The sequence below is a fragment of the Mycobacterium persicum genome (genome assembly GCF_002086915.1).
Taxonomy (GTDB): Bacteria; Actinomycetota; Actinomycetes; order Mycobacteriales; family Mycobacteriaceae; genus Mycobacterium; species Mycobacterium persicum.
Map to the genome: position 1 here is coordinate 2,466,243 of NZ_MWQA01000001.1, position 23,715 is coordinate 2,489,957.

The 23,715-nt window shown below is 65.7% G+C and carries 23 protein-coding genes and 2 pseudogenes; 11 read left to right on the top strand and 14 right to left on the bottom strand.

The features are described 5' to 3' along the window. Positions 1 to 138: 138 nt before the first annotated feature. Positions 139 to 669, bottom strand: a pseudogene (locus B4U45_RS11115) (PE family protein); the annotation flags it as partial. A 604-nt stretch (positions 670 to 1,273) separates the two neighbouring features. Here B4U45_RS11115 and B4U45_RS11120 point away from each other — a divergent pair. Further along, positions 1,274 to 1,546, top strand: a pseudogene (locus tag B4U45_RS11120) (adenylosuccinate lyase); the annotation flags it as partial. 65 nt (positions 1,547 to 1,611) lie between these two features. Continuing rightward, a complete protein-coding gene (locus tag B4U45_RS11125) occupies positions 1,612 to 2,160 on the top strand; it encodes a hypothetical protein (RefSeq protein WP_131808307.1) in 549 nt (182 codons plus the stop codon). A 508-nt stretch (positions 2,161 to 2,668) separates the two neighbouring features. On the opposite strand, the gene dmpG is transcribed toward B4U45_RS11125, so the two are convergent. The 3 genes from dmpG to B4U45_RS11140 form a co-directional block, all read right to left on the bottom strand. Then, a complete protein-coding gene (dmpG, locus tag B4U45_RS11130; RefSeq protein ID WP_122526529.1) occupies positions 2,669 to 3,709 on the bottom strand; it encodes a 4-hydroxy-2-oxovalerate aldolase in 1,041 nt (346 codons plus the stop codon). Beyond that, complete coding sequence (locus B4U45_RS11135) at positions 3,706 to 4,632, bottom strand: acetaldehyde dehydrogenase (acetylating) (RefSeq protein ID WP_075547654.1); 927 nt, start codon at positions 4,630 to 4,632, stop codon at positions 3,706 to 3,708. The genes dmpG and B4U45_RS11135 overlap by 4 nt, the downstream gene beginning before the upstream one ends. A gap of 392 nt (positions 4,633 to 5,024) precedes the next feature. After that, a complete protein-coding gene (locus B4U45_RS11140; RefSeq protein ID WP_075547653.1) occupies positions 5,025 to 5,810 on the bottom strand; it encodes a 2-keto-4-pentenoate hydratase in 786 nt (261 codons plus the stop codon). An 83-nt stretch (positions 5,811 to 5,893) separates the two neighbouring features. On the opposite strand from B4U45_RS11140, the gene kstD reads away from it, so the two are divergent. Next, positions 5,894 to 7,600 carry a 3-oxosteroid 1-dehydrogenase gene (gene kstD / locus B4U45_RS11145; protein WP_083044448.1) on the top strand — a complete coding sequence of 569 codons (1,707 nt, stop codon included), beginning with the start codon at positions 5,894 to 5,896 and terminating at the stop codon, positions 7,598 to 7,600. Continuing rightward, entirely contained in the window at positions 7,590 to 8,450 is an 861-nt protein-coding gene (locus B4U45_RS11150; protein WP_075547652.1) for a MaoC/PaaZ C-terminal domain-containing protein, read from the top strand. Before kstD ends, B4U45_RS11150 begins: the two co-directional genes overlap by 11 nt. Positions 8,451 to 8,517: 67 nt before the next feature. Here the strand turns inward: B4U45_RS11150 and B4U45_RS11155 are convergent, their stop codons facing one another. Then, positions 8,518 to 9,357 carry a hypothetical protein gene (locus tag B4U45_RS11155; protein ID WP_075547651.1) on the bottom strand — a complete coding sequence of 280 codons (840 nt, stop codon included), beginning with the start codon at positions 9,355 to 9,357 and terminating at the stop codon, positions 8,518 to 8,520. 150 nt (positions 9,358 to 9,507) lie between these two features. On the opposite strand from B4U45_RS11155, the gene B4U45_RS11160 reads away from it, so the two are divergent. The 3 genes from B4U45_RS11160 (at position 9,508) to B4U45_RS11170 (ending at position 11,816) form a co-directional block, all read left to right on the top strand. Beyond that, the gene (locus B4U45_RS11160; RefSeq protein ID WP_075547664.1) at positions 9,508 to 9,765 is read left to right on the top strand and encodes a ribbon-helix-helix domain-containing protein; all 258 of its coding nucleotides are present in this window, start codon (positions 9,508 to 9,510) and stop codon (positions 9,763 to 9,765) included. Continuing rightward, entirely contained in the window at positions 9,762 to 10,193 is a 432-nt protein-coding gene (locus B4U45_RS11165; protein WP_075547650.1) for a type II toxin-antitoxin system VapC family toxin, read from the top strand. The genes B4U45_RS11160 and B4U45_RS11165 overlap by 4 nt, the downstream gene beginning before the upstream one ends. Before the next feature lie 183 nt (positions 10,194 to 10,376). Beyond that, positions 10,377 to 11,816 (top strand): PE family protein, encoded by a 1,440-nt coding sequence (locus B4U45_RS11170; protein WP_075547649.1) that lies wholly within the window; start codon positions 10,377 to 10,379, stop codon positions 11,814 to 11,816. Positions 11,817 to 11,835: 19 nt separating this feature from the next. Here B4U45_RS11170 and B4U45_RS11175 read toward each other — a convergent pair whose 3' ends face one another. The 6 genes from B4U45_RS11175 to B4U45_RS11200 are packed head-to-tail and all read right to left on the bottom strand — an operon-like array spanning position 11,836 to position 17,875. Next, positions 11,836 to 13,008, bottom strand: coding sequence for a lipid-transfer protein (locus B4U45_RS11175; RefSeq protein ID WP_075547648.1), 1,173 nt, complete (start codon positions 13,006 to 13,008; stop codon positions 11,836 to 11,838). Then, entirely contained in the window at positions 13,008 to 13,409 is a 402-nt protein-coding gene (locus B4U45_RS11180) for a MaoC family dehydratase (RefSeq protein ID WP_075547647.1), read from the bottom strand. The genes B4U45_RS11175 and B4U45_RS11180 overlap by 1 nt, the downstream gene beginning before the upstream one ends. Further along, a complete protein-coding gene (locus B4U45_RS11185; RefSeq protein WP_075547646.1) occupies positions 13,406 to 14,353 on the bottom strand; it encodes a bifunctional MaoC family dehydratase N-terminal/OB-fold nucleic acid binding domain-containing protein in 948 nt (315 codons plus the stop codon). Before B4U45_RS11185 ends, B4U45_RS11180 begins: the two co-directional genes overlap by 4 nt. Beyond that, positions 14,350 to 15,513 (bottom strand): acyl-CoA dehydrogenase FadE29, encoded by a 1,164-nt coding sequence (fadE29, locus tag B4U45_RS11190; protein WP_075547645.1) that lies wholly within the window; start codon positions 15,511 to 15,513, stop codon positions 14,350 to 14,352. The genes B4U45_RS11185 and fadE29 overlap by 4 nt, the downstream gene beginning before the upstream one ends. Beyond that, on the bottom strand, positions 15,498 to 16,574 hold the full coding sequence (locus B4U45_RS11195; protein ID WP_075547644.1) for an acyl-CoA dehydrogenase family protein: 1,077 nt from the start codon (positions 16,572 to 16,574) through the stop codon (positions 15,498 to 15,500). Before B4U45_RS11195 ends, fadE29 begins: the two co-directional genes overlap by 16 nt. Beyond that, on the bottom strand, positions 16,574 to 17,875 hold the full coding sequence (locus B4U45_RS11200) for a cytochrome P450 (RefSeq protein ID WP_075547643.1): 1,302 nt from the start codon (positions 17,873 to 17,875) through the stop codon (positions 16,574 to 16,576). The genes B4U45_RS11195 and B4U45_RS11200 overlap by 1 nt, the downstream gene beginning before the upstream one ends. Positions 17,876 to 18,066: 191 nt before the next feature. Between B4U45_RS11200 and B4U45_RS11205 the strand changes: the two genes are divergently transcribed. The 3 genes from B4U45_RS11205 to B4U45_RS11215 are packed head-to-tail and all read left to right on the top strand — an operon-like array spanning position 18,067 to position 20,089. Further along, complete coding sequence (locus tag B4U45_RS11205) at positions 18,067 to 19,227, top strand: steroid 3-ketoacyl-CoA thiolase (protein WP_075547642.1); 1,161 nt, start codon at positions 18,067 to 18,069, stop codon at positions 19,225 to 19,227. After that, on the top strand, positions 19,227 to 19,613 hold the full coding sequence (locus tag B4U45_RS11210) for a DUF8021 domain-containing protein (protein ID WP_075547641.1): 387 nt from the start codon (positions 19,227 to 19,229) through the stop codon (positions 19,611 to 19,613). The genes B4U45_RS11205 and B4U45_RS11210 overlap by 1 nt, the downstream gene beginning before the upstream one ends. 20 nt (positions 19,614 to 19,633) lie before the next feature. Then, complete coding sequence (locus B4U45_RS11215; protein WP_075547640.1) at positions 19,634 to 20,089, top strand: nitroreductase family deazaflavin-dependent oxidoreductase; 456 nt, start codon at positions 19,634 to 19,636, stop codon at positions 20,087 to 20,089. 386 nt (positions 20,090 to 20,475) lie between these two features. On the opposite strand, the gene B4U45_RS11220 is transcribed toward B4U45_RS11215, so the two are convergent. Genes B4U45_RS11220 through B4U45_RS11230 form a run of 3 tightly spaced genes read right to left on the bottom strand, consistent with a single transcriptional unit; the run spans position 20,476 to position 22,849 of the window. Next, positions 20,476 to 21,129 carry a hypothetical protein gene (locus tag B4U45_RS11220; protein WP_131808306.1) on the bottom strand — a complete coding sequence of 218 codons (654 nt, stop codon included), beginning with the start codon at positions 21,127 to 21,129 and terminating at the stop codon, positions 20,476 to 20,478. A gap of 18 nt (positions 21,130 to 21,147) precedes the next feature. Then, complete coding sequence (locus tag B4U45_RS11225; RefSeq protein ID WP_075547638.1) at positions 21,148 to 22,062, bottom strand: SDR family oxidoreductase; 915 nt, start codon at positions 22,060 to 22,062, stop codon at positions 21,148 to 21,150. Positions 22,063 to 22,081: 19 nt separating this feature from the next. Continuing rightward, positions 22,082 to 22,849, bottom strand: a complete 768-nt coding sequence (locus tag B4U45_RS11230; protein ID WP_241780265.1) for an SDR family oxidoreductase — start codon at positions 22,847 to 22,849, stop codon at positions 22,082 to 22,084. 85 nt (positions 22,850 to 22,934) lie between these two features. Here B4U45_RS11230 and echA20 point away from each other — a divergent pair, with 85 nt between their 5' ends. Further along, a complete protein-coding gene (echA20, locus tag B4U45_RS11235) occupies positions 22,935 to 23,687 on the top strand; it encodes a (7aS)-7a-methyl-1,5-dioxo-2,3,5,6,7,7a-hexahydro-1H-indene-carboxyl-CoA hydrolase (RefSeq protein WP_075547636.1) in 753 nt (250 codons plus the stop codon). Positions 23,688 to 23,715: the final 28 nt, after the last annotated feature.

The following is a 23,715-nucleotide window of genomic DNA, read 5'->3' on the forward strand; positions in this document are numbered from 1 at the left end:
GCCCCCCCCCCCCCGCCCGGTCCCGAACAGCCCGCCGACCCCGCCGGCCCCGCCCATACCGCCCAGCAGGAGGCCAATCCCTCCGGTGCCGCCGGCGCCGCCGGTGCCGAACAACAACCCGCCCGCCCCGCCCACACCGCCAGCCTTTCCGCCGACGATGGCGTCGCCGCCACGGCCGCCGTTGCCGAACAGCCCGGCGGCCCCACCGGCACCGCCAACCACGCCGGACCCACCCGAACCACCGTTGCCGTACAACCACCCGCCGGCCCCGCCGGCCGCCCCCGACCCCGCCGTCGCGTTGGCGCCGTTGCCGATCAGCGGGCGCCCGGTAGCCGCCAGGAAGGGCGCGTTGATCGCGTTGAGCAGCGGACTGGTTATCGACGCGGCGCTGGCGGCCTCGGCGGCCGCATAGGAGCCCGCGCCCGCGGTCAAGGCCTGCACAAACTGGTCATGAAACACCGCGGCCTGCGCACTCACCGCCTGATAGGACAGGGCGTGCGCGCCGAAGACCGCCGCCACCGCCGCCGACACCTCATCAGCGCCCGCGGCCAGCACCGCCTCGATGTTGCCTGCCGCCGCGGCGTTGGCCGCGCTGATCGTCGAACCGATACCCGCCAAATCCGTCGCCACCGCCGCCATGAAATCCGGCACCGCGATCACAAACGCCATGGGACACCTCCCAACCTGTCATGACCCAATGAGCCAGGACGACCCGGGAGATGCCCGGGTCACCGTCGACCCTTAGGGCAGGAGCGGATCATACCGCAGTACGGAATGCGAAATCCCGATTTCGCATTGATCACCCAAATGCCCGCGGAGCCCTATTCGTTGCCTCGAATGAGAATGCCCGCCCACGACGCGTCGTCCAAAAAACTGAGCGTGGTTGCGCCGGCGCCGCAGGCTTGGAATTGACGACGGCAGAGCGCAAGGCCGTAACAAAGGCGGTCGCGGGCCCGCCACAAGCGGGGGACCGGGCCCGGCAAAGCGAAGTTAATCGATGAGTCGTGTGCCACCACGCCGTGCCATCGCGATCATCCACGCAAGGCGCTGCGTGGTTCCTCGCGACAACGAGCGGTCCGCCAACGGCCGCCGCGACTACCCAAGTACGGACCGAAAGTCATTGCGGCGCTTATCTTCTGCTGGGTGACGCTCGGACCTGGGGTGAGCTGGTTGTCAGACTATGCCGCTTTGGCGAGCTGGCGAGCTGGACATCGATGGGGAACGCGGTCAGGGAATCAAATCGGGGCGCCACGCGACCGTAAGCTGTGTCCTTGTGAGCATTCCGAACGTGCTGGCCAGCCGCTACGCCAGCGCCGAGATGGTCGCGATCTGGTCCCCGGAGGCCAGCGTGGTCGGCGAACGTTGGCCGTGCGGCGGGCACAGGCCGAATTGCACCCGAATTGGACCCGAATTGGATGTAGCCATCCCGCAGGCCGCGATCGCCGACTACGAGCGCGCCCTCGAAGATGTCGACCTGGAGTCGATCGCTGCCCGAGCACGGCCGCTGCGCCATGACGTCAAGGCCAGTATCGAAGAGTTGTATGCGTAGCAAGCGGCCACACCGGCATCCGGCACCTGGCGGTGGAACTGGTTGGGAATTAAGGATTGTCCATGAGCAAACTTGCGATGATCTTCACGGCAGCAGTTCTCGTCGCCGGTTGCCACAGCCATAACCAACCAGCACCCAGCGCCGGTACAACGGCGGCCAGCGCCGCGTCTGGGCCACCGACCTCCAGATCCTCGACGTCCAACACGCTCCGCGGAGCGACTGCCACCCTGTCCGCCAACTACCCCACCGTCGATGACGTCTTCACCAACACCGTCACCGGGAAGGTTCCAGTTAGTTGGCCCAAGGGAACGCTGTATGCAACACGTGGTCCCATGGTGCAGGTGCTGGCCAGCTTCGACGTCGCGGATACCACAGTGACCGAGACGTTCCTGACGACTGCGAGCTTGGCAGTAGGGACGTTTAACGGACCCGTTTACACATTCAAAGGCGCGCCAGTCATCACGAACGTCACCGTGGACCCCGGCAGTGACCATGAAGTCGACCCGGTCAACATCTCGTTCACCGCCGACTCCATTAGCGTCAACGACTCGGGTATCCACGTCACCGACGGCGCCAAACAAATCCTCCGTGTGGAGTTCTCGACGTTGTAACCCTCGGGTAGTCGGGCACGGGATCCACAGCTCCTCGAAAGGGCAACCCACAGTTGAGCTTTGACGGGTTGCACACTGCGTGCTGTCAATCTGGCCAGGGCGGAGTCGTGGTGTGCTACGAACAGGTGTTGCCGCTGTCTGCAGCCCGGTTGAACTCGTGGCTTGCCGATCCGGCCCGCCGATGTCGAGCCGTCACCCGATGTGAGCGGTGCCAACGACCGGAACCCTGTCGAAAGCGGCGGATAACCACCATTTCTCCGTGCGCAATATGTCGGTCCATTCATAGAGCGTGTCGCGCGACCGCGCGCACGGCGCCTGGGAGTTGGCCAGAGCCGGCAGGTCCGGTGCGAAGACCGTCAGCGTCAAGGTGGCCGCGGCACCGCCGCCTCCAACATCGGCCCGAACCCGCAAAGAATTGATCTCTGGCGGCAACCCCTACAAAGACGTTAGTCGGGAGGCCGACAAGCTATCCGGAATTCCATCCAATCCGAATTAATTAACAAGACCGTTAATGTGTGACGACCTCGCCGCTTTCTTGCTCACGCTTTATTTCCAAAGCGATATCGATCAGCTGGTCTTCCTGACCGCCGATCAGCTTGCGCTGACCTGCTCGATACAGCAGCGCCGACGCCGGCACACCGTAGCGCTCGGCCTGACGGACGGCGTGCTTGAGGAAGCTCGAGTAGACCCCCGAGTAGCCCATGATCAGCGCGTTGCGGTCCAGCAGACATTCGGCGGGCATGGCCGGGCGCACCACGTCTTCGGCGGCATCGGCGATGTCGAAGAAGTCGATGCCGGTTTTCACCCCGATCTTGTCGAACACCCCGATCAGCGCCTCTACCGGGGCGTTGCCCGCGCCGGCGCCAAAACGCCGCACGCTGCCGTCGATCTGCTTAGCGCCGGCGCGCACCGCCCCCACCGAGTTGGCCACCCCCAGGCCGAGGTTTTCGTGGCCGTGGAAACCCACCTGGGCGTCCTCGCCGAGCTCGGCGACCAGGGCCGAGACGCGGTCGGCCACCCCGTCGAGCACCAGGGCCCCGGCCGAGTCGACGACGTAGACGCACTGGCAGCCGGCATCGGCCATGATCCGGGCCTGGGCGGCCAGCTTTTCCGGCGAAATGGTGTGGGCCATCATCAGAAAACCGACGGTTTCCAGCCCCAACTCGCGCGCCAGCCCGAAATGCTGAATGGACACGTCGGCCTCGGTGCAATGAGTGGCGATCCGGCAGATCGACCCGCCATTGTCCTGTGCCTCTTTGATGTCGTCCTTGGTGCCCACCCCGGGCAACATCAAGAACGCGATCCGCGCCTCTTTGGCCGTCTCGGCCGCCAGCTTGATCAATTCCTGCTCGGGAGTTTTGGAGAAGCCGTAATTGAACGACGATCCGCCCAGCCCGTCCCCGTGGGTCACCTCGATGACCGGCACCCCGGCGGCATCCAGGGCCGCCACGATGGCGCCGACCTCCTCTTTGGTGAATTGGTGACGCTTGTGGTGCGACCCGTCGCGCAACGACGTGTCCGTGATGCGGACATCCCAGATGCTGGTCATCGCGTGCCTCCGGTAACCGAAAGTGTCACATCTTTGCTCTTGCGGGCGATCTCCTCGCCGACCTTGGTGGCCGCCGCGGTCATGATGTCGAGGTTGCCGGCGTACGGCGGCAGGTAATCCCCGGCGCCCTCCACCTCGACGAACGTGGTGACCACCGCCTGGCCGCCCGAGTTGAGCGACGGCTCGTCAAACTGCGGCTCGTTGAGCAGCCGGTAGCCCGGCACGTAGGTCTGTACCTCAGCCACCACATCGTGGATGGACTTCGCGATCGCGTCCCGGTCGGCGTCCTCGGGGATGGCGCAGAAGATGGTGTCGCGCATGATCATTGGCGGGTCGGCCGGATTCAGGATGATGATCGCCTTGCCGCGGGCGGCTCCACCGATGGTCTCTACTCCGCGTGAGGTGGTCTTGGTGAACTCGTCGATGTTGGCCCGGGTGCCCGGGCCCGCCGATACCGAAGCCACCGACGCGACAATTTCCGCATATGGCACTGTCACGACCCGCGACACCGCATACACGATCGGGATCGTCGCCTGACCCCCGCAGGTGATCATGTTGACGTTCGGTGCGTCCAGGTGTTCACGCAGGTTGGCCGGTGGAATCACCGCCGGGCCCACCGCTGCCGGCGTCAGGTCAATGGCCCGGATCCCCGCGTCGGCGTACTTCGGTGCGGCCGCCTTGTGCACGTAGGCGCTGGTGGCCTCGAACACCAGGTCGGGTTTTTCGGGCTGCTCCAACAACCAGTCGACCCCTTTGTGACTGGTCTCCAGACCAAGCTTGCGGGCCCGCGCCAAGCCTTCGCTTTCCGGGTCGATGCCCACCATCCAGCGCGGTTCCAGCCACTCCGAGCGCAGCAGCTTGTAGAGCAGGTCGGTGCTGATGTTGCCCGACCCCACGATCGCCACGCTTGCCTTAGACGGCATGTTGCTCCTATCTCTATGGTCGCGACCCGCCGCGCCCGGCTTCGCCGCGCTTGCGATCGCTCCTATCTCTATGGTCGCGACCCGCCGCGCCCGGCTTCGCCGCGCTTGCGATCGCTCCTATCTCTATGGTCGCGACCCGCCGCGCCCGGCTTCGCCGCGCTTGCGATCGCTCCTATCTCTATGGTCGCGACCCGCCGCGCCCGGCTTCGCCGCGCTTGCGATCGCTCCTATCTCTATGGTCGCGACCCGCCGCGCCCGGCTTCGCCGCGCTTGCGATCGCTCCTATCTCTATGGTCGCGACCCGCCGCGCCCGGCTTCGCCGCGCTTGCGATCGCTCCTATCTCTATGGTCGCGACCCGCCGCGCCCGGCTTCGCCGCGCTTGCGATCGCTCCTACTCGAATGCCAACCGGACCGAGCCCAGCCCGGCGAATTCGGCGACGAAGTCGTCGCCGGCATGGGCGTCGATCGCGCGCGTGCACGATCCGGGCAACACGATGTCGCCTTGCCGCAACCGAACCCCGAAGCTGTCCACCTTGCGGGCCAGCCAGGCCACGGCGGTGACCGGATTGCCCAGCACCGCATCGCTTCGGCCCGCAGCGACCACCTCACCGTTGCGGATCAGCGTCGCCTCGATGGCCGTGACGTCGATATCGGCGGGAGACACCCGCGCTGCGCCCAGCACGAAGCCCGCCGAGGAGGCGTTGTCGGCAATCGTGTCGCACAGCGCGATCTTCCAGTCGGTGATCCTGGTGTCGATCAACTCGATCGCCGGCACCAGGGATCCGGTCGCGGCCAGCACGTCGTCCTCGCTGCAGTCCGCGCCCGGCAGGTCCGCCGACAAGATGAAACCCACCTCGACCTCGACCCGCGGATACAGATATCTGGCCGCCTTGACCCGCGTGTCCTCGAACACCTGCATCTCGTCCAGCAGATGCCCGTAGTCGGGCTCGTCGACGCCCATCATCTGCTGCATGGCCTTGCTCGACAGCCCCACTTTGTGGCCCAGCACCCGGGCGCCCTCGGCGACCCGCTGGCGAATGTTGATCAGCTGGATCTCGTAGGCGTCGACCACGTCCATGTCGGGGTGGGCGGCGGTCAGCGGAGCGATCGGCTCACGGCTGCGCTCAGCTTGCGCCAAGTCGGCGGCCAGCTCGTCGCGGGTCGCAACAGTGAGCATTTACCGAAGTCCCCTCGTCTTGCCGACCTCATGGTGACCGGGTCAGTAGCGCCCGACCCGGGCAATTCTATAACGTGTTCTACATGACAGCACAGGACTACGACGTCGTCGTGGTCGGGAGCGGTGGCGCCGGTATGGTGGCAGCGCTAACCGCCGCGCACCGCGGTCTTTCGACAGTAATCGTCGAGAAGGCCGCGCACTACGGCGGATCGACCGCGCGCTCGGGCGGCGGCGTCTGGATTCCCAACAACGAGGTACTCAAGCGCGCCGGCGTCCGCGACAGCTGCGAAGCGGCCCGCACCTATCTGCACGGCATCATCGGTGACGTGTCGAGCAGCGGGGTCGAGCCGGAGCGCATCGACACCTACCTCGAGCGCGGGCCCGAGATGCTGTCCTTCGTGCTGAAGCACACCCCGTTGAAAATGTGCTGGGTGCCAGGCTATTCCGACTACTACCCCGAGGCGCCCGGTGGCCGCCCGGACGGCCGCTCGATCGAGCCGAAGCCGTTCAATGCCCGCAAGCTCGGTCCCGACGAAGCCACGCTGGAACCTGCTTACGGCAAGATTCCGCTGAATGTTGTTGTGATGCAACAGGACTACGTGCGTCTCAACCAGCTGAAGCGGCACCCACGGGGTGTGTTGCGCAGCCTGAAGGTCGGTGCCCGCACCACCTGGGCCAAGGCCACCGGCAAGCATCTGGTCGGCATGGGGCGCGCCTTGATCGGCCCGCTGCGGATCGGGCTGCGGCAGGCCGGGGTTCCGGTGTTACTCAACACGGCGCTCACCGACCTCTACGTCGAAGACGGGGTGGTGCGCGGCGTGTACGTCCGTGACGCCGGCGCGTCGGAAGCTGCCGAGCCGCAGCTGATCCGGGCCCGGCGCGGAGTGATTCTGGCGTGTGGCGGTTTCGAGCACAACGAGCAGATGCGGGTGAAGTACCAGCGCGCGCCCATCACCACCGAATGGACTGTCGGCGCCAAGGCGAATACCGGCGACGGCATTGTCGCCGGCGAAAAGCTAGGTGCGGCACTGGATCTGATGGAGGACGCGTGGTGGGGCCCGACGGTGCCGCTGGTGGGCGCGCCATGGTTCGCGCTGTCGGAACGCAATTCGCCCGGGTCGATCATCGTCAACATGTCCGGCAACCGGTTCATGAACGAATCGATGCCCTACGTCGAGGCCTGCCACCACATGTACGGCGGCAAGTACGGGCAGGGTCCTGGACCAGGTGAGAACATTCCCGCCTGGCTAGTTTTCGACCAGCAATACCGCGACCGCTACATCTTTGCCGGACTGCAACCGGGCCAACGTATTCCGCGTAAGTGGCTGGATTCCGGCGTGATCATCCAGTCCGACACGCTGGAGGAACTGGCCACCAAAGCCGCCCTCCCGGTCGACCAATTCATCGCGACGGTCCAGCGTTTCAACGGCTTTGCCCGCTCTGGCGTCGACACCGACTACCACCGCGGGGAAAGCGCCTACGACCGCTACTACGGTGACCCGACCAACAAGCCCAATCCGAACTTGGGCGAGATCCGGCACGCACCCTACTACGCCGCCAAGATGGTTCCCGGAGACCTGGGCACCAAAGGCGGTATCCGCACCGACGTCCACGGCCGAGCGCTTCGCGACGACGGCAGCATCATCGACGGTCTTTATGCCGCAGGCAATGTCAGCTCGCCGGTGATGGGACACACCTACCCGGGCCCGGGCGGCACCATCGGGCCGGCGATGACCTTCGGCTACCTGGCCGCCCTGCATATCGCTGGAGAGCGCCAACATGCCGATTGACGTCGAAGTCGCACTGAACGCCGAACTGGATCCGGTCGAATTCACTTGGACCAGTAGCGATGTCCAGCTCTACCAACTGGCATTGGGTGCCGGGTCGAACCCGATGGACCCGCGCGAGCTGCGGTACTTGGTCGACGACACCCCGCAGGTGCTGCCGACTTTCGCCACGGTGGCCGCCACCTTCCATGCCACCAAACCGCCCACCGTCCGGTTCCCCGGCATCGATATCGAACTGAGCAAGGTGCTACACGCCAGCGAACGGGTGGAAGTGCCCGGGCCGCTGCCGCCGTCGGGCTCCGCGCGCGCCGTCACCCGGTTCACCGATATCTGGGACAAAGGCAAGGCCGCGGTGATCTGGAGCGAGACGAGGGTGACCACACCCGACGGCGAATTGCTGTGGACGCAGAAGCGGTCGATCTACGCCCGCGGCGAGGGGGGATTCGGCGGCGAACGCGGCCCGTCAACCTCGGATGCCCCGCCGGAGCGCGCACCTGATCTGCAGGTCGCGATGCCGGTGCTGCCGCAGCAAGCGCTGCTCTACCGCTTGTGCGGTGATCGCAATCCGCTGCACTCTGACCCCGAATTCGCAGCTGCCGCAGGCTTTCCCGCGCCCATTCTGCACGGGCTGTGCAGCTACGGCATGGCCTGCAAGGCCATCACCGATGCGCTGCTCGACGCGGACGCCACGGCGGTAGCCGCCTACGGCGCCCGCTTCGCGGGGGTGGCGTACCCCGGCGAAACGCTTCAGGTCAACATGTGGAAAGACCAGGGCCGCATCGTTGGCGGCGTTGTCGCGCCGTCGCGCGACAACGCCGTCGTGCTCAGCGGCATCGAGCTGGTGCCCGCCTAGGGCGTGTCTACTCTTTCGCCTGGGCGTGACCGCAGCGTCACGTTCGAGGCCGCGTGTGACTGCAGCGTCACATTCGAAGCGCACGGGCAGCGCGGACGCGGCGAAGAATCTCAGCGGGCCGATCACCCGCGACTACCCTGACCACGGTCCAGCCGCGACGGTCGACCAATTCCAGCCGTCGAACATCCCAGGTGTACTGTCGCCTATCAGTGCGATGTTGCTCGCCGTCGTACTCGACCGCGACTTTGACGTCCTCCCAACCCATATCGAGGTAGGCATTAGCATCGCCGAACTCGTTGAGCACCGGAATTTGCGTTTGTGGCCGCGGTAACCCTCCCTGCACCAACACCAACCGCAGCCACGTTTCCTTCGGGGATTGTGCGCCCGCGTCGACGAGATCGAGCGAGACACGAGCACGCTCCAGTCCACGACGCCCACGGTGTCGGGCGGCCAGCAACTCTACGTCGGCCACCTTGAACTCGGTCGCGCGGGCAAGGGCGTCGAGAGCGGCGACCGCTGCTGTCGTTGGATGCCAGCACGCGAGGTCAAGAGCAGTACGCGCGGGCGTCGTAATCGGAATGCCGTCGATCAGTTGGATCTCGTCATCCTCAAGCCGGTCGCCCCAAATTTGCAGGCCCGGCAACGGGTGACGGTTGTCGTGAATGATGTCCACTGGCCGGTCCTCGTCCACCCAGCTACTGCCATGCAAAGCCACGGCGGTGAAACCCGCGACGACCCCGCGGCGCTTCGACCAGAGCCAGGCCGCGCGCGCCCGCACCGCCTGCGTAAGCTCGGTTCCTTCGCTGACATAGACGTCGCGAAACACCCGCGTATAGCGACGCCGCAACTGGCTAGCTGACGTGATGCCCGCCGCCACTGCCTCACTGCCGACAAAGGGTTCCCCCATGAAACGAGCAGTGTGCCAGCGACCACCGACACGACCGCCAGCGTGACGCTGCAGTCACATTCGAACCCGAACGTGACTGCAGCGTCACGCCCGCAAACCCCGTGCACTAGCGCATCATGACAGCATCACTGGTGACGCTATGATTGCATGATGCGGACCACCGTGACGCTGGATCCAGATGTCGTCGCTGCGCTACAGCACGCAGCCCGTGAGCGGGGCTTGTCGTTCAAGGCGGTGCTGAACGACGCGGTGCGGCGTGGATTGAGTGGTGCACCCACCCGTCGCGCCTATCACACGCCGAGTCGCGACCTTGGACTGCGGGCGGGAGTCGACATCGACAAAGCGTTGGCGTTGGCCGCGGGAGACGAGGACGCGGAGACCTTGCGCAAGCTTGCGCTGCGCAAATGAAACTGCTTGACCTTAACATCCTCATCTATGCAATCGACGAGTCGACGGCTCGTCACAAGGCGGCACGCGAGTGGCTGGATGACACGTTGTCGGGTTCGGCGACCGTCGCTTTCGCCTGGCACGCCCTCGTCGGTTTTGTCCGGTTATCCACCCGCGCAGCGATATTCGAGCGGCCCTTGACCGTCGACGAGTCCTTCGACGTCGTCGCCGGATGGTTGGCCCAACCGTGTGTCACGGTTGTACATCCCACGGATCGCCACGCAGCCGTCCTTCGCGGCTTGCTTACTCCGCTTGGTACGGCGGGAAATCTGACCAGCGACGCGCATCTGGCCGCTTTGTCTATCGAGCACGGCGCCGAACTGTGTTCCACCGACGTCGACTTCAGTCGCTTCTCAGGTGTGCGGTGGACCGATCCGCTACAAACGTAGACCCACGCACACCAGACCAAGCATCGTCATCACCGACGGGCCGTCGCCCCGAGCCCCGCGCGGCGTAATGGCTTCGCATAGGCCACCAGCGGGGATCTCAAACCGGCCATCGACGTTCGAGAACCTGGATACCATTTCCTAGCTGTCCTGACGTTGTCGGGCCATCGGGGATTGGAGCGGCCGATGTCGTCGTACGTGATCACGGCGCCCGAGGCTATTGCCGTGGCATCGGGGGATCTGACCGGAATCGGTGAGGCGATCAAAGGGGCCGCCGCTGCGGCGGCGCCCTCGACGACCGGACTTATCGCGGCGGCCGGTGATGAGGTGTCGGCGGCCATCGCGAGTCTGTTCGGCGGCTACGCCCGGGAGTTCCAGGCGCTGAGCGCGCAGACGACGACGCTGTTTCAGGCCGAGTTCGTGCGTGCGTTGACCACGGCGGGGGTCGCCTATGCGGCCGCTGAGGCCGCGAATGTGTCACCGCTGCAGACGCTGGCGCAACAGGCCGAGCGACTGGGGGTTTTCGCGCCCATCGAGCGGCTGATCGGCCACCCGCTGTTCGGTAATGCAAACACTGGCAGCAATCAGCCCGCCACATTGCTGAACACAGCCACCAACGAGGCGGGCCTGTCCGGGGCGGTGAACTACGCCGCCACCGAGGCCCTCGCTGCTCCGGCCACCAACGGGGTGACCGGGGTCAAGTCCGGCTTCTCTTTCCTGCAGATTCCGATCGGCCCGTCCTCCTTCCTGGGCTTTACCATTCCTCAGTTCAACTACCCCGCCCCCGCGCACTGGTACTTCCCGACGCAGGCGGACGGTTCGGTGAATGCCACCGGTGTCATCTATCTGCAGCACGGCTTCGGGGCGATAGGTTGGTTCTACGAGCCGCTGGCCGTGCAGTTGGCGCAGCAGACCAACAGCGTCGTGGTCGTTCCCACCGTGCCGTCAATTCCGTTGCCGTTCGGCCTATGGATCGGCAGCCCGCAGATGCAGCAGGGCGTGGCGTCGTTGTTTCTCGGACCGGAAGCGGCGCTGAACATCAGCGCGAACCAGGCCGGATACCAGGGCACGCTACCGCAGGATTTCATCCTGTCAGGACACTCCGCCGGTGGTGGCCTCGCCACGATCGCCGCCGGCAACTACCTCGCAGACCTCGGGGCGAACACCAACCACCTGCGCGGGGTGGTGATGTTCGACGGGGTCGCCAACAACGCCACGGCCTTCGCGGCGGCGATAGCCAACCTGCAGTCGGCGAGCGTCCCCGTTTATGTGGTGGCAGCGCCACCCCAGCCGTGGAACGCCTTCGGTGGCACCACGAATCAACTGGTCAGTCTGTACCCGGGGCAGTTCGTCGGGGTCGAGATTGTCAACGGCTCGCATGTCGATTCGATGCTGGGCGGAAATCCCTTGGTCGACTTCGCCGCCCAGCTGCTGACTGGTTTCTCCCCGCCCGGCGCCACCGCCGCGGTGTACACCCTGTCTTCGGGTTGGATCAACGACATTTACGCCGGGGCAGGCCCGCTCAGCCCGATGTACGGCGTCTACGGGCCCACCGGCGGCTACGTCGCCCCCGGTGGCCAAGCGATCTTTCTGGGCCAGGCCAGCGGGATCGTCCTGCCGGCGTAATCACCGGGGTCAGGTACAGCTACCCCAAAATCAAACCCGACGTGGGCACGCCCGTCCCCGCGGTGACCAGCACGTGCTCGACACCGGGCACCGGGTTGACCGAGGAGCCGCGCAGCTGCCGCACACCTTCGGCGATGCCGTTCATACCGTGAATGTAGGCCTCCCCGAGCTGACCGCCATGGGTGTTGATCGGCAGCCGTCCACCCACCTCGATCGCGCCGTCAGCGATGAAATCTTTGGCCTCGCCGCGGCCGCAAAATCCCAACTCCTCCAACTGAATCAGCGTGAACGGGGTGAAGTGGTCGTAGAGCACGGCGGTCTGGATATCGGCCGGCGACAGGCCCGACTGCGCCCACAGCTGCCGGCCCACCAGCCCCATCTCCGGCAGGCCGTCCAGTTCGGGCCGGTAGTAGCTGACCATGGTGTACTGGTCCGGGCTCGACCCTTGCGACGCCGCTTCGATGACGGCGGGCCGCTGCTTCAGATCACGCGCGCGCTCCGCCGACGTCACCACGATCGCCACCGCCCCGTCGGTCTCCTGACAGCAGTCCAGCAACCGCAACGGCTCGGCGATCCATCTCGAATTCTGGTGGTCTTCAATGGTTATCGGCTTCTGATAGAAGTAGGCTTTCGGGTTGTTGGCGGCGTGCCGGCGGTCGGCCACCGAGATCACGCCGAAGTCCCGGCTGGTCGCACCCGACAGATGCATGTAGCGGCGGGCGATCATGGCGACCTGCGCTGCCGGCGTCGAAAGCCCGTGCGGATACGAAAAAGAATTGTCAGCTGATGTCGAATCAGCATGCGCCCCAGCAGTTCCCACAAGGCGGGTCTGCACCTGGCCGAACCGCATGCCGGATCGCTCGTTGAACGCCCGGTACGCCACCACCACGTCGGCCACCCCGGTCGCGACGGCCATCGCCGCGTGCTGGATGGTCGCGCACGCGGCGCCACCGCCGTAGTGGATCTTGGAAAAGAACTTCAGCTCACCGATGCCCACCGCCCGCGCCACCGCGATCCCGGTGTTGGTGTCCATGGTGAACGTGGTCAACCCGTCGACGTCCGCAGGGCTCAAGCCGGCATCGTCCAGCGCATCCAGCACCGCTTCCGCTGCCAGCCGCAGCTCGCTGCGGCCGGAGTCCTTGGAGAAGTCGGTGGCGCCGATGCCGACGATGGCGGCCTTACCGGACAACACTAGGCATCCCCCATCGTCAGCTTGACCGTCGCGATCACGTGATCACCAAGACTGTTGCGGCCCAGCACCTTTACCGTGATTAGTCGGTCCGCCACCGCGGTCACCTCGCCGGAGAACGTGACCGTGTCATAGGCGTACCACGGCACCCCCAGCCGCAGCCCGATCGACTTGATCAGCGCCGACGGCCCCGCCCAGTCGGTGACGTAACGTTGCACCAGCCCGGTGTCGGTGAGGATGTTGACGAAGATGTCCTTGGAGCCCTTGGCCTGTGCCTTGTCCCGGTCATGGTGGACGTCCTGAAAGTCACGGGTGGCCAACGCTGTCGAGATGATGAACGTGGGGTCGCCATACAGTTTCAGCTCGGGCAGCTGCGCGCCTACTGACACAGCCGGGGCGCTCATGCGTCCGGCTCCCAGGCGTAGAGAGTCCACTCCGGGCCGGAGGCACCAGCCGGGAAGTCGATATACATTGCCCGAACCGGCATTCCGATCTCCACTAATGACGGGTCGACGTTGCGCAACTCACCCAGCATGCGCACGCCCTCCTCCAGTTCAACCAGCGCAATCACGAAAGGCAGGGTGCGGCCGGGCACCTTCGGTGCGTGATGCACCACGAAGCTGAACACCGCGCCGCGACCCCTGGACACCGCGTAGTCGATCTGCGCGGACGGCTCCTGCCACACCGCCGGAACCGGAGGATGCTGCAGGCTGCCGTCGGGCCGCCGTTGGATGCGCAACTCGTGAGCCGCAACGCCTTCCCAGAAGAACGCGGTGTCGCGCGACAACGACGGCCGCATCATCGCACCGGGGTCCAGATCGTCGGGAACCGCCGCATCGGCCGACGCGGCAGGCCTGAATTTCAAAATGCGCCAATCCATTTCGGCAACGTCCTCGTCGCCGACGCGCCAGACGGTGCGCTGGTTGATGAACCAGCCCTCGCCGAGCGCGGTCTGCTTGGGCCCGACGACGTCACCGAGCTCGGCGGTGATGGCGACGTGCTCGCCGGGCCGCAGGTACCGGTGATAGGTCTGCTCACAGTTGGTGGCAACCACGCCGATATAGCCGGCCTCGTCGAACAGCTTCATAACCGGACCCAATGGGTCGTCCTTCGGACGTTGCCCGCCCAGCCCGTACATCGTCCAGACCTGAATCATCGCCGGGGGCGCGACGATTCCCGGATGGCCGGCAGCGCGGGCGGCATCGTCGTCGACATAGATCGGGTTGCGGTCGCCGATGGCCTCCACCCAGTTGTTGATCATCGGCTGGTTCACCGGGTCCCGGGCGGCGCGCGGCTTACTGCTGCCGGCCGCCGTGATTTGCGTGATGGCTTCGCGGATATCGGTCATCGGGGCACCCTCGGCACCTTGAGGCCCGATGCGGCGATCATCTCTCGCATCACTTCGTTGACGCCGCCGCCGAAGGTGATCACCAGATTGCGTTTGGTCTGCGAGTCCAGCCACTCGAGCAGCTCGGCGGTGTCCGGTTCAGCGGGGTTCCCGTATTTGCCGACGATCTCCTCGGCGAGTCGCCCGATACGCTGAATACGTTCGGTGCCAAACACTTTCGTCGCCGCGGCATCGGCCACGTTGATGTCCTCGCCGGCTGCCGCCACCTGCCAATTGAGCAACTCGTTGATCCGCCAGGTCGCGTGGATCTCACCGAGTCCACGCTTGACGTCGGCGTGGTCGATCGGTGCGACGCCGTCGGCGGCCGGCTTGCACGCCCAGGTGTGCAGCCGATCGTAGATGCTGGCGAAGCGGCCGGCCGGGCCCAGCATCACCCGCTCGTTGTTGAGCTGGGTGGTGATCAGCCGCCAGCCGCCGTTCTCCGCACCGACGAGCATGTCTACCGGCACCCGCACGTCGTTGTAGTACGTGGCGTTGGTGTGGTGGGCGCCGTCGGACAAGATGATCGGCGTCCACGAGTAGCCGGGATCCCTGGTGTCGACGATCAGAATCGAAATGCCTTTGTGCTTAACGGCTTCCGGATCGGTGCGACATGCCAGCCAGATGTAGTCGGCGTCATGGGCGCCGGTGGTGAAGATCTTCTGGCCGTTGACGATGTACTCATCGCCCTGGCGCACCGCGGTGGTACGCAACGACGCCAGGTCGGTGCCCGCTTCGGGTTCGGTGTAGCCGATCGCGAAGTGCACCTCCCCCGCCAGGATCGCCGGCAGGAACTTCTTCTTCTGCAGCTCGCTGCCGTATACCTGCAGGGTGGGCCCGACGGTCTGCAATGTCACCGCGGGCAGCGGCACGTCGGCCCGATGCGCCTCGTTGACGAAGATCTGCTGCTCGATCGGGCCAAAACCGTGGCCGCCGAACTCCTTCGGCCATCCGACGCCGAGCATGCCGTCACGGCCCATCCGCCGGATCACCGCGCGATAGGCCGCGCCGTGCCGGTCCTTCTCCATCTCTTTGGCCTCGTCGCGCGAGATCAACGTCGAAAAGTATTGCCGTATCTCGGCTTGCAGCTGCCGCTGCTCCGGAGTCAGGTCGATAAACATTGCACTCCCACGGGGTCGCTCGCACCCGGCTGCGCCGTGCCCGGGTTCGCCGCGCTTGCGATCGTCACGAGCTCGAGACGGTGCGACGGCCCGCCCAGCAACCGGGTCAGGTCTTTGATCGTGGAGTAATACCGGTGCATCGGATAGGTGATGTCCATTCCCATACCCCCGTGCAGGTGATGACAGATCTGCATCACCGGCGGCGCCTGAGACGCCAACCAATATCCGAGCACGTCGAGGTCGTCATCGGCATCGCGATCTTCGGCCAGCCGCCAGATCACCGACTTGGCCGCCAAATCGATGGTGCGCGAGGCGATATAGACCTCGGCGAGCTGCGCGGCCACGGTCTGGAAGGTGGACAGTGGCTTGCCGAACTGCTTGCGGTTGGCCACGTAGTCAGCGGTAAGCCGCAACGCACCAGCCACCAGCCCGTCGGCATACGCACCCACCATCGCCAAAGCCAGCTGGTTGACCCGGTGCGCCGAAGCGCCCACCAGCACATCGGATTCGGCAACCGTCACGTCACTGAACGTCACCGTGTACTCATCGGAACCGTTCGACGTCGGCGTGCGCACCAGTTGCACGCCTTCGGCTTTCGGTGACACCACCACGACCGCCTTGTCGGCGGTAACGACCATCCAGTCCGCCTGGCCGGCATACTCCACACCAATCTTGGTGCCCGACAACCTGCCGCCTACAAAACTGGTCCTCGGTCGGTCGGGCAGCGGGGCGCCCGGCTCGTTGAGCGCCGCGGTCAGCACCGACCCCTTGGCAACCCCGGCCAGGTAACGGTCCTGCTGCTCATCGGTGGCCAGCTCGAGCAGCGGCACCGCACCCAGGCCCAGCGTTGCCAGTCCCGGTGTGACTGCACCGTGCCGCCCGGCTTCGGTCAGTACGGTCCCCACCTCGAGCAGCCCGACGCCGTCGCCGCCGAGCCGCTCCGGCACCGGCAACGCCGTCACTCCGCCGTCGACCAACGCAGCCCAGGAGGCATCCCGCTGCAGCACCGACGTGACCACGTCGGCAACCGCCTGCTGTTCCGGGGTGAGATCGAAGTCCATTACCGCGCCACAGAACTCGAGACGCCGCCCGCCACCGCACCGGGTGTAGCGGCGGCTACCGGACACTTGCCGGCGTAGTCGACCTGCCAGTGCTTGATGCCGTTGAGCCAGCCCGACCGCAACCGCTGCGGAGCCGAGATGGGCTTCAGGTCCGGCATATGGTCGGCGATGGCGTTGAACATCAGGTTGATGGTCAGCCGGGCCAAGTTGGCTCCGATGCAGTAGTGCGCCCCGGTACCGCCGAACCCCACATGCGGGTTGGGGTTGCGCAAGATGTTGAACGTGTAGGGGTCTTCGAAGACCTCTTCGTCGAAGTTCGCCGAGCGGTAGAACATCACCACCCGCTGGCCCTTCTTGATCTGCACACCAGACAACTCGTAGTCCTGTAGCGCGGTCCGCTGGAAACAGGTGACCGGAGTGGCCCAGCGGACGATCTCGTCGGCGGCGGTCTCCGGACGCTCGTTCTTGTACAGCTCCCACTGCTCGGGGTGGTCCGCAAACGCCATCATGCCCTGGGTGATGGAATTGCGACTGGTCTCGTTGCCGGCCACCGCGAGCATCACCACGAAGAAGCCGAACTCGTCGTCGGAGAGCTTTTCGCCGTCGATGTCGGCCTCGATCAGCTGCGTCACGATGTCGTCGCCCGGATTCTTGGCCTTGTCCTCGGCCATCTTCATCGCATAGCTGATCAACTCCACCGAGGACGCCTTTGGGTCGACATGCGCGAATTCCGGGTCTTCGGTGCCGGTCATCTCGTTCGACCAGTGGAACAGCTTCCCGCGATCCTCCTGCGGCACACCCAGCAGACCCGCGATGGCCTGCAGCGGTAGCTCACACGACACCTGCTCGACGAAGTCGCCGGAACCCTCGGCCGCGGCCGCTTTGGCAATCTTGTGGGCACGCTCGCTGAGTTCGGCCTCCAGGCGTCCGATGGCCCGCGGCGTGAACCCGCGCGAAATGATCTTGCGCAACCGAGTGTGGTGGGGCGCGTCCTGGTTGAGCATGACGAACCGCTGCACCTCGATGTCCTCGCGAGCGATGTCATTGTGGAACCGCGGGATCACGGTGTTCTCCCAACTGGAGAACACGTCGCTGCGCCGCGACACCTCCTTGACGTCCTTGAGCTTGGTGATCGCCCAGAAGCCGCCGTCATGGTAGCCGCCGCCGTGGCCGGGTGCCTGCTCGTTCCACCAGATCGGCGCGGACGCCCGCAGTTCGGCAAACTCGGCGACCGGAAGCCGCTCGGCGTAGATGTCGGGGTCGGTGAAATCGAACCCGGGTGGAAGATTGGGGCAAGGCACGATACTTCTCCTAACTGCAGTCTTCGTTGACCAACATGCGCAAACCGTGCGCCAGGCGATCCATGGATAACTAGTGTCACTAGTTGTCCTAGTGATGCTCTATTGCCAGTAAAACATGCCTTCACCGCAGACAAAAGGCACCTACCCATCGTCGCTTGTCATAGTAATGAAACGTGTTCTAGCCTGGCTCCATGGGTAACCCGGTAATCGTCGAGGCCACACGCAGCCCAATCGGCAAGCGGAATGGGTGGCTGTCAGGTTTGCACGCGACCGAGCTGCTGGGAGCGGTGCAGAAGGCACTGGTGCACAAGGCCGGGATCGACGCGGGAGAGGTCGAGCAGGTCATCGGCGGCTGCGTGACCCAATTCGCGGAGCAGTCCAACAACATCAGCCGCACCGCGTGGTTGACCGTGGGCTTGCCCGAACACGTGGGCGCCACCACCGTCGACTGTCAGTGCGGCAGCGGGCAGCAGGCCAATCACCTGATCGCGGGGCTGATCGCAGCCGGCGCGATCGACGTCGGCATCGCCTGCGGAATCGAGGCGATGAGCCGGGTCGGCCTAGGGGCCAACGCGGGGCCGGACCGCAACTGGCGGGCGGCGTCGTGGGACATCGACATGCCCAACCAGTTCGAGGCCGCCGAGCGAATCGCCAAGCGCCGCGGGATCACCCGCGAGGACATCGACACCTTCGGACTCCAGTCACAGCTACGCGCCAAGCGCGCCTGGGACGAGGGCCGTTTCGACCGGGAGATCTCGCCCATCGAGGCGCCGGTGCTCGACGAGCAGAAGCAGCCCACCAGCGAGCGCCATCTGGTCGGTCGCGACCAGGGCCTGCGGGACACCACCATGGAGGGGCTCAGCCAGCTGAAGCCGGTACTCGAAGGCGGCATTCACACCGCGGGCACGTCATCGCAGATCTCCGACGGCGCGGCCGCGGTGTTGTGGATGGACGAAGACAAAGCCAAGGCGCTCGGTTTGAGGCCGCGCGCGCGGATCGTCAGCCAGGCGCTCGTCGGCGCCGAGCCGTACTACCACCTGGATGGCCCGGTGCAGTCGACGGCAAAGGTGCTCGAAAAGGCCGGCATGAAGATGGGCGACATCGATATCACCGAGATCAACGAGGCGTTCGCCTCCGTGGTGCTGTCCTGGGCGCGGGTCCACGAGCCGGACATGGATCGGGTCAACGTCAACGGCGGCGCGATCGCATTGGGCCATCCGGTGGGGTGCACCGGCAGCCGGCTGATCACCACCGCATTGCACGAGCTGGAGCGCACGGACCAAAGCACCGCGCTGATCACCATGTGCGCCGGCGGTGCCCTGTCCACCGGGACCATCATCGAACGAATCTGATGACGGTCTCCGACGAAGACCGCGTTGCCGCGGCGCAGGCCTACATCGACGCGCTGGTCAGCCATGATGCCGACAAGGTGCCGTTCGCGCCCGGCTGCACCCGGGTCGAGCAGGGTGTCAAGAACGGGTTTTCCGGCGCTCACCTGCGGCGCAGCCTCAACCGGGGACTTCAGTACCGGGTGATCGCCGATGCGACACCACCGGACTATCGCATCGTCGGCGATGAGGTGCACGCGACCTACGACGTGCTAACCAAGGCCGCCTTCGCCGGCCGGCGAATCGCCTCACGAGTCAACGAGACGTTCGTGATTCCCGCCGATAGCCCCAGCGGGAAGGCCGAGATCGCGCACATCGTCGTGCGCTTTCGCCCGTTCATTCAGCGGTAGCGCGCCCGTAGGATGTCGTCATGCCGAAGTCGCCGCCGAGGTTTCTGAATTCGCCGTTCACCGATGTTCTGATCAAGTGGATGTCGCGCCTCAATACCTGGATGTATCGACGCAACGGCGGCGAGGGCCTCGGTGGCACCTTCCAGAAGATCCCGGTCGCTCTGCTGACCACCACCGGTCGCAAGACCGGCCAGCCGCGGGTCAGTCCGTTGTACTTCCTGCGCGACGGCGACCGGGTGATTGTCGCCGCCTCCAAGGGCGGCGCCGACAAGAACCCGATGTGGTATCTAAACCTCAAGGCCAACCCCAAGGTTCAGGTGCAGATCAAGAAGGAAGTTCTCGATCTCACCGCGCGCGACGCCACCGACGAGGAGCGCGCCACGTACTGGCGGCAGTTGGTGGACATGTATCCGACCTACGAGGATTATCAGTCCTGGACCGACCGGGCCATACCGATCGTGGTCTGCGAGCCGTAGCGACGGGCGCTGAGGGCCGCTTCGGCCGGTTGTCGCGTTGGCCGGCTGTGACGGGCGACCCGGACAAAGAATTTCACCGCGCCAACCGGCCGGCTACGTCAACCCGTCAGAACCGTTGACGCCCAAGAGGTTTCCTCCGGTACCGCCGGTCCCGTGAGCGTCGAAGCAATACTGGCCAGATCCGTTGCGGCCGAATCCAGGAGCTCGGGCACCGCGATCAATGTTGACATCTGACACCTCCCGATGGGCCATGACATCCCTGCTGGTGTCCGAGTACCCGCGACATGGTCGGTATTAGGGACGCACCGTATCGCGGTTGAAAGCAGCGCGTCCTGGACTTCGCCAGGATTTCCGGCGTCGCGTAGCCAATGCAACCGCAAAATAACTCAGTAGATGAGTCCGGCCATCAACGGCAGCAACGCCAGCGGCAACGACGGCGTCTTCCCGGTCGCCGGCAGGAACGTGTACCGCGTCACCCGGCGCAACCCCAGATGCTGGCTCTGCTTGTACGCCGCCGAATTGATCGCCTCCCGGGGGAACAACAACGACTCGAGGAGCTCCGGCTTGAGCGACGGTCCCGGCTCGCCGCCAACCAGCTGGCCCACCACAACGGCTGCACTGTCGAGCACCGGCCACGGCCCGTCGCCGTCGCAGACCAGTTGAGCGAGCACGCTGTCGTCGGACCCGAATACGGTCACATCGTCCTTCTTGCGGACAGTCTTAGCGATTTGCCGCCGGTCGGGATCGCTGAGCGTCACCGGAGCCGGCTTCTCGTTGATCGAGCTGATCCGGGCCAAGACCGCACCGCCCGCGCCGCGCACCTCGACGTGGATGTCATTGCCGACATCCATGCCCGTCAAGGTCACCAGCTTCCAGAACTTCTGTGCCGCTTTGCCGCCGCTGTGCACTCGGGCGGTACGGGCCAGCAGAGCGTTATCGGTTCCGCGGAGTTCCCACCGGTGGCCCAGCGGGGAGGCGCCGGCGCAAAAGACGGCCGAGAGGCCGCTGGGCCGAGCCAACTCGCCGAGCGATAGTGCCACGGGTTCATCCATTGGCAATCAGGCCCCGTAAACCGGTACCGGTGGCCGCGACTTGGCCAGCAGGTCGGCGACGACGGGCCCCAACTCGGCGGGATCCCATCGCGCGCCCTTGTCGACCTGCGGGCCGTGCGCCCAGCCCTCGGCGACTCGGATGATGCCGCCCTCGACCTCGAACACCTTTCCGGTGACGTCGCGGGCTTCGGCGCTGCCCAGCCACACCACCAGCGGGGAGATGTTCTCCGGCGCCATCGCGTCGAAACCCTCGTCGGGCTTGGCCATCATCTCGGCAAAGACGGTCTCGGTCATGCGAGTCCGAGCCGACGGTGCGATGGCGTTGACGGTAACGCCGTAGCGGCCCATCTCCGCGGCGCCGACGAGTGTCATCGCCGCGATGCCCGCCTTGGCGGCGCTGTAGTTGCCCTGCCCGACGCTTCCCTGCAGGCCCGCACCGGAGCTGGTGTTGATGATCCGGGCGTCAATAGCTTCCGGGGCTTTCCCCGCCTTGGACAGTCCCCGCCAATATGACGCGGCATGCCGCATCGTGGCGAAGTGGCCCTTGAGGTGCACCGCGATGACGGCATCGAACTCCTGCTCGCTGGTGTTGGCCATCATCCGGTCGCGCACGATGCCGGCGTTGTTCACCAAAACGTCGAGGCCACCGAAGGTTTCGACGGCGGTCTGGATCAGGCCGGCCGCCTGGTTCCAGTCCGAGACGTCGGATCCGTTGGCGACCGCTTCGCCACCGGCCGCGGTGATCTCGTCGACCACGCCCTGCGCCGCGCTGCCGCCGCTTGCGGGTGAACCGTCCAGCCCCACCCCGATGTCGTTGACCACCACGCGCGCGCCCTCGGCCGCGAAGGCCAGCGCATGCGCGCGACCGATACCGCCGCCCGCTCCGGTGACGATCACCACCCGCCCGTCGACCAAACCCATACCCTGACTCCTTGATTAGTTACTTGTTGGCGCTCGAGGCGGCCAGATACGGCGGCGGTTCCCCGCCGCCGTGCACCTCCAGCGTGGCGCCGCTGATATACGAAGCCACATCGGACGTCAAAAACGCTGCGGCCCAACCGACGTCGACGGGTTTCGCCAGCCGGCCCATGGGCACGGTGGCGGCGACGCGGGCAACCGACTCGGCATCTCCGTAGAACAACCCGGATTGTTCGGTCTCGACCATGCCGACCACCACCGCGTTGACCCGGACCTGCGGAGCCCATTCCACGGCCAGTGTGGCAGTGAGGTTTTCGAGCCCAGCCTTGGCCGCCCCGTATGCGGCGGTCCCCGGAGTGGGACGCCGACCGCTGACACTGCAGACGTTCACGATCGCCCCGCCGCGGTGCTGCTGTCGCATCAGCGCGTTAGCCTGCTGCGAAACAAGCAGCGGCGCAAGCACATTGAGTTCGACGATCTTGCGGTGAAAATTGTGCGTGGCCTCGGCCGCCAGCGCGTACGGCGACCCTCCCGCGTTGTTGACCAACACGTCGAGGCGGCCGTGGCGTTCGGCGATGGCGCCCATCATCCGGCCCACCGAGTCCTCGTCGCGAATGTCGCAGGCGTGGAACTCATACGGCAGACCTTCGACGACTCGTCGTGCGCAGGTGATGACGGTCGCGCCTTGTTCGGCGAAGACCGCGCTGATGCCGGCGCCTACCCCCCGAACACCGCCGGTCACCAACACCACCCGCCCGGCCAGACCTAGATTGATGGCTTCTCCGGCCAGAGGGCCTGCGTCGGCACGGGTCACTGTGCTAGCGTACCAAGCAAGTGCTTGCTCAGGTACCCGGGTTCTCGACAGGAAGTGCCAATTGCCAATCACATCCGCCACCCTGGAGCCGGGCATAGTCGCGGTCACCGTCGACTACCCGCCCGTCAACGCCATCCCGTCACGCGGCTGGTTCGACCTCGCCGTGGTCATCACGGCCGCGGGCGCCGACCCCGAAACCCACGCGGTGATCCTGCGCGCCGCGGGCCGTGGCTTCAACGCCGGTGTGGACATCAAGGAAATGCAGCGCACTCAAGCTTCCCAGGGGTACACCGCGCTGATCGACGCCAACCGCGGCTGCTTTGCCGCATTCCGCGCCGTCTACGAATGCGCGGTGCCGGTGATCGCCGCCGTCAACGGATTCTGTGTGGGCGGCGGCATCGGCCTGGTCGGCAACTCCGATGTCATCGTGGCCTCCGACGACGCCAGATTCGGGCTGCCGGAGGTGGAGCGCGGCGCGCTCGGTGCCGCCACTCATCTGTCGCGGCTGGTGCCGCAGCACATGATGCGGCGGCTGTTCTTCACCGCCACCACCGTGGACGCCGCCACGTTGCACCACTTCGGCTCGGTGCACGAGGTGGTGCCCCGCGCCGAACTCGACGAGGCGGCCCTGCGGGTGGCGCGTGACATCGCCGCCAAGGACACCCGGGTCATCCGCGCCGCCAAGGAGGCGCTGAACTTCATCGACGTGCAACGGGTCAACTCGAGTTACCGCATGGAACAGGGATTTACCTTCGAGCTCAACCTGGCCGGGGTGTCCGACGAGCACCGCGACGCGTTCGTGAAGAAGTCATAGCCGCCGGCGACGATGCAGAGCGAAGCGA